The 6,048-nt window shown below is 53.5% G+C and carries 5 protein-coding genes; all 5 read right to left on the reverse strand.

The features are described from left to right. Nucleotides 1-16: 16 nt before the first annotated feature. Complete coding sequence (locus ACJO3M_RS11860) at nt 17-484, reverse strand: hypothetical protein (protein WP_407001573.1); 468 nt, start codon at nt 482-484, stop codon at nt 17-19. A gap of 153 nt (nt 485-637) precedes the next feature. Then, on the reverse strand, nt 638-1,333 hold the full coding sequence (locus ACJO3M_RS11865; protein ID WP_407001574.1) for a hypothetical protein: 696 nt from the start codon (nt 1,331-1,333) through the stop codon (nt 638-640). 688 nt (nt 1,334-2,021) lie between these two features. Further along, nucleotides 2,022-3,593: a transposase gene (locus ACJO3M_RS11870; RefSeq protein WP_407001575.1), complete on the reverse strand. Its 1,572-nt coding sequence runs from the start codon at nt 3,591-3,593 to the stop codon at nt 2,022-2,024. Between the two features lie 153 nt (nt 3,594-3,746). Beyond that, a complete protein-coding gene (locus ACJO3M_RS11875; protein ID WP_407001576.1) occupies nt 3,747-4,280 on the reverse strand; it encodes a T6SS immunity protein Tdi1 domain-containing protein in 534 nt (177 codons plus the stop codon). Between the two features lie 118 nt (nt 4,281-4,398). Next, on the reverse strand, nt 4,399-5,970 hold the full coding sequence (locus tag ACJO3M_RS11880; protein WP_406999717.1) for a transposase: 1,572 nt from the start codon (nt 5,968-5,970) through the stop codon (nt 4,399-4,401). Between the last annotated feature and the right edge of the window lie 78 nt (nt 5,971-6,048).

Here is a 6,048-nt window from a genome sequence, read left to right on the forward strand (position 1 = left end):
TGGCCTTGTTATGTATCTATCTGTACCCAGCAAGAACTTCACCAATATAAGACATTTCTTTTCTCGCTTTTAAGAACTCGTACAGCGCGAATGAATCTTTTCCATCAATAAATTTTTTCGAGCTTTCAATTTCCAGGTTTGGGTTTGCGCCATTACTCAAAAGCAGCTGTACCAATTTTGAGTGATTCAACAAAATTGCCGAGTTCAAAGGTGACAGGCCAGCGGAATTTTGTTCATTAAGGTTGCATCCAGCATCAATGGCCGTTTGTATTACTGCCTCTATCGTTTCATTTGGCAGTCTTGGATGGTGATCATACGCATCCACCATCAAGCCAATTGTAGGCCCCAGCACCCTCTTCCCGTCAGAAAGGTAGCAACCATCTTTTCCACTGGCCTCGATGCCAACAGAACGAAGACTCTCCGAAGATGCCCAGCTATTCGATACCGCTAAAACTAGGAACGCGGCGACTAGAAACTTATTCACGAACTCTCCATGGAGTCATATCAACGCCACCCATAACGCGCGTGCGTCTGCGCACGTCGCGTTGATGGATTTGTAGGGCGTCTTTGATTATGTGCTCGGAAGCTCATAGCGCAACTTCTGAACTTCCGTTGGACGGCGTATGGTGCTGCGCCACTAGCGTTTCCACGCCCATCCTCCGACATTGGGCCATGCTGCCCTCGCTGTTTCAGAGCACTCCTTCGAGTCCGTGAAGATTGATTGAGGAATACGCATCGAGCTGTAGTAGTTGAACTCAGAGTCAGCCGTGGCTGCAACTAGCCAATAACCGTGAACATTCTTGATCACAATGGGGTCGTATCCCGGCACCGTTAGCGATAACTCTAACGGCTCAGCCGAAGCTTTATATGCAGCAAAACAATGACCGACAACGAGCACGGATCCGGGGGTGCCGTTCCACGTAACGTGTAGTCGATCAGCAGCAGGATAGTCTGGCGGGCCAAGTTGCACCGTGCCGACAACGCCCAGTAGAGGCTCTTTGGGAACCACGATGCTGCAGTCAGCGCCCTCGCTTCCACAGGTTCGCGTCGTTTTTACCTGTGAATCAGCCGTTACCAAGACCTCTTCTTCCGGCATTCGAACCGCATAGAGACCTTCACCAAATAGAAAGACCAAACGATCTGACCATTGGCGCACTCGCGGTTCGAAGTCGGGATAGTCTCTCCTCAGGTCGGGCAAGTCAGCGTAAATATCAGGATACGAATGCTCAATCGCCGCCTGAATCAACTGTTCTTCGTTCGGCTTTGCGCACGAGACTAGAGTAGCGCACACAAACAGTACGAGGGTGTGGAAGAACATCGGATTCTTATTCATGCCGCCCAACGCCAGCCATAAGCGGCGCCCTGACAAGGGCGTCCGGTGGAGGGCCATCGGCCCGGAACAACCTTAATGGCCTTGTTAGTAGTCTTTGCCACTTTTAACAAAGTAAACAATTTGTTCTTTTTTTGACATCTCGTCATAACTCACAACTTGATTCTCGGTTGGTTCCTTGAAGCTATGGCTAATACGGTAATAACTACAGATAACCTCGTTCCCCAAAGCCTTAAACCTCACAAACTCTCTCAAGGTGAACCAGCTTCCACTCTTCTTGCAGTTGCTCGGAGAACCCTCACGAGGACAAAACTTTGTCGGTTTCGAATAATCGAAAATGTTCTTGCTGCCTTTCGACACAAATTTATTGTCGCTCAATACTATTCGAGTGCCTCCGGCCTCCGTACCTTGAATTTCACATTCATGGTCTTTGTCTGCCACTGCAAAACTCGACACAAGCAACATAGGTAAGCAAATTGACTTCTTCATGGTCTCACTACTAACGAGGCTGTAGAAAAACTCGATTCCGAGCCGTCCCCAGCGCCTGGTTCTTAAATTTTTTGTAGCGGCCATCCGCTAGCCGATGATCGCGATTCCGCTGTTCAGCCATTAGTTTCGGCCGATTTGGCGCTGCCAGCGCTGGTATTGCTGACTTCCAGCAGCCCCATTTCCGGCCCTTCTGGTCCCTCCATCACGCGGCTAACCGCCCATAATTCGCCAGCTTCTCAATATTGTGCACCAGGCAGTATAGCTGCCACTGGCCCTGCACCTTCCTCTTACCTCGCAGGCTGAAGCGGTTCAGCCGTTTCGTCGTACCAATGTTGCCGAACACCGGTTCCACCACCGACATGCGGTGGCTGTAGATCTCTTTGCCCTGCCGGCTGTCCACCCGATGCTTCATCCAGTCCGTGTAGTTGGGCAGGCGCTTGTTCTCAATGGTGAACGAGACCTGTCGGCCAGACCCATTTCGGTGGTTAGCGGATGCAGGGTTCTGCATGCATTGGTGCTTCTTGGGACAGTGCCGACATTGCAGCAATCGACCTTCGAAGTGCACTCTGATCTTGCCATTCTCCGCTTCCCGCCGACCCCGGTAGGTAAGTGCTTCGCCGGTTGGGCAGATGCAGGTCAGCTTCACCGGATCGAACTGGAAGTCACTGGCCGGGAGCGTATCTTTCCACCCTTTATCCGGCAGGTTCTGATGACGTTTGCCGTATTTATCTTTCTGGTTCTGGAACTTCGGATCCCGGCTGCGGAACCGGTTGTCCGGCACGTAGCCGTTGATCTGCCGTTCGTGCAGATACTTCATATTGGCTTCGTTGGCGAAGCCAGTATCCGCAGTGATGACGGTGCCTTGCTGATAGATGCTCTCGGCAATGCCCAGTTTTTTGTAGCGGGCTTCGACGGTTTCCAGCACCGGTTGCAGGGTGTGGTGTTCCTGGCCTTCGCCGAAGGCCTGGGCATCGATGATGACCTGATGTTTCTTATCCACCGTGGCCACGCCGTTATAGCCCTGGATCGTGCCTTTGCTGGTGGTCATCTTGGCACTTTCGTTGTCAGTCAGGTTGCTCTTCACTTCCTTGCTCCGCTTCCCCCGGCCCATCCTTGGGCGGTTCGTCTTTAGGAAGCGGTTCACTTTGTTCATGGCTTCATCCAGCGAGAGGATGGTGTTCGCCCGACGGATATCCCGATCCAGTTCGGCTTCGGTTTCTGCTTCGTCCCGCTCGTAATGTTCCTTCAAGTGGTGACGGATCAGTCGTCGCAACTTCTCCCGTTTTTCACCCAATTCCTTAAAGGTGCCCGACCATTCCTTGGCGGCGTTGGAGGACATCTTGCAGCCGTCGATGGCGAAGAGTTCGTTACCCAGCAGCCCCTGTTCATGGCACACCAGCAGTACCTGCTCGAACAGCTCTTCAATCTCGCTGGCATGGCTGCTGACGAACTTCGCCAGGGTGGTGAAGTGGGGAACTGTGTCGCAAGACAACGCCTTAAAGATAATGTTGGTCTCGCAGCACCACTGCATCTCGCGGCTGGAGGTGATGCCCTTGGAATACGCAAACAGAATGATTTTCAGCAGGATGGCCGGATCGTAGGCTAACCGGCCAGTGTCTTCGTTGCGGTACTTGGGGTGGAACACTGACAGGTCCAGCTTGTGTTCGATCAGGTAGTGCACCGCGTGTTCAAAGGTGCCGGGTTGAAGCTGTTCCTGGTAGTTGATCACGACCATGGCGCTCTGGTCGTAGTTGTAATGCTTGAAGCGAGGCATGCCAACGACTCCTTGTCCGTTTGCCTGATCCTACCAAAGCCGAGTGGAGATTTCGGGGTTTTTCTACAGCCTCAACGCTAAGGTAACCGGCGCCGGAGCGCCAGCGGAGGGAACCAAAAGCGGTACGCTTTTGGCGTCCGGTTGACCGACTTGTTATGGGCGTTCACGTCCACCCCCCTTGACCCGGAGATGTAGCTGAGACATCAAAGATTGATACACAGCCATATTGAAGATTTGAAGGTTTTCCACGCTAAAGTCCCCGCCAAGAATCGGATGAAGCTGCCACCCGATACACTCGCCCTCACTGGGGACAAGGCCGTTCTCCAGAGCTATGGGATACCAGCTTGCAATAAAGACCTCGTCACACCACTCAGCAGATTTATTTAACCGATTATATTCTTCTGAACTGCCCGCTACCTTTTCATAGTTGCCGTCGAGCAGAGAAAGCACGGATAAAGATCCGTCTGGATCCCCGAAAACCCAGTCACCGAAAGCGCTGAGGAATAGTGGCGTGACGCCAGAGGGAACTAACCAAGACCATTGAGGCAGCAGTGTTTCGACTTCCTCTTCGCTGGGCTTCTTCAAAAACTCCATGCTCGAATCATCCTGCCCCATAACGAGGCTGTAGAAAAACTCGATTTCGAGCCGTCCCCAGCGCCTGGTTCCTAAAATTTTTGTAGCGGCCATCCGCTAGCCGATGATCGCGACTCCGCTGTTCAGCCATTAGTTTCGGCCGATTTGGCGCTGCCAGCGCCGGTATTGCTGACTTCCAGAAGCCCCATTTCCGGCTCTTCTGGTCCCTGCATCACGCGGCTAACCGCCCGTAATTCGCCAGCTTCTCAATATTGTGCACTAGGCAGTATAGCTGCCACTGGCCCTGTACCTTCTTCTTACCTCTCAGGCTGAAGCGGTTCAGCCGCTTCGTGGTACCAATATTGCCGAACACCGGCTCGACCACTGACATGCGATGACTGTAGATTTCCTTGCCCTGCGGGCTATCCACTCGGTGCTTCATCCAGTCGGTGTAGTTGGGCAGGCGCTTGTTCTCGATGGTGAACGAGACTTGCCTGCCAGAGCCTTTTCGGTGGTCGGCGGAGGCCGGATTCTGCATACATTGATGCTTCTTGGGGCAGTGTCGGCATTGCAGCAAACGCCCTTCGAAGTGCACCCGGATTTTGCCATTCTCGGCTTCGCGTGTGCCCTGATAACTAATGGCGTTACCCGCCGGGCAGATGCACGTCAGGTTCACTGGATCGAACTGGAATTCACTGGCCGGGATGGTTTTCTTCCAGCCTGTATCCGGCAAATTCTGATGGCGTTTGCCGTACTTGTCTTTCTGGTTCTGGAACTTCGGATCCCGGCTGCGGAACCGGTTGTCTGGCACGTAGCCGTTGATCTGCCGTTCGTGCAGATACTTCATATTGGCTTCGTTGGCGAAGCCGGTGTCGGCGGTGACGACCGTGCCTTGTTGGTAGATGCTCTCGGCGATGCCCAGCTTTTTGTAACGGGCTTCGACGGTTTCCAGTACCGGCTGTAGAGTGTGGTGTTCCTGGCCTTCGCCAAAGGCCTGGGCATCAATGATCACCTGGTGTTTCTTGTCCACCGTGGCCACGCCGTTATAGCCCTGGATCGTGCCCTTGCTGGTGGTCATCTTGGCGCTTTCGTTATCCGTCAGGTTGCTCTTCACTTCCTTGCTCCGCTTTCCCCGGCCCATCCTTGGGCGGTTCGTCTTTAGGAAGCGGTCCACTTTGTTCATGGCTTCATCCAGCGAGAGGATGGTGTTCGCCCGACGGATATCCCGATCCAGTTCGGCCTCAGTTTCCGCCTCATCCCGCTCGTAATGCTCCTTCAAGTGGTGACGGATCAGTCGTCGCAGTTTCTCTCGTTTCTCACCCAACTCTTTAAAGGTGCCCGACCATTCCTTGGCGGCGTTGGAGGACATCTTGCAGCCGTCGATAGCAAAGAGTTCGTTGCCCAGAAGACCCTGTTCATGGCACACCAGCAGTACCTGCTCGAACAGCTCTTCAATCTCGCCGGAATGGCTGCTGACAAACTTGGCCAATGTCGTGAAGTGAGGAACGGTATCGCAGGATAGTGCCTTGAAGATGATGTTGGTCTCGCAGCACCACTGCATCTCACGGCTGGAGGTGATGCCTTTGGAGTAGGCAAACAGGATGATCTTCAGCAGGATGGCCGGATCGTAAGCCAGCCGGCCGGTGTCTTCGTTGCGGTACTTGGGGTGGAACACCGACAGGTCCAGCTTGTGTTCGATCAGGTAGTGCACCGCGTGTTCAAAGGTGCCGGGTTGAAGCTGTTCCTGGTAGTTGATCACGACCATGGCATCCTGGTCGTAGTTGTAATGCTTGAAGCGGGGCATGCCAACGACTCCTTGTCCGTTTGCCTGATCCTACCAAACCGAAGCGGTGATTTCGGGGTTTTTCTACAGCCTCAACGC

The sequence above is a fragment of the Marinobacter alkalisoli genome (assembly GCF_045449795.1).
Taxonomy (GTDB): Bacteria; Pseudomonadota; Gammaproteobacteria; order Pseudomonadales; family Oleiphilaceae; genus Marinobacter.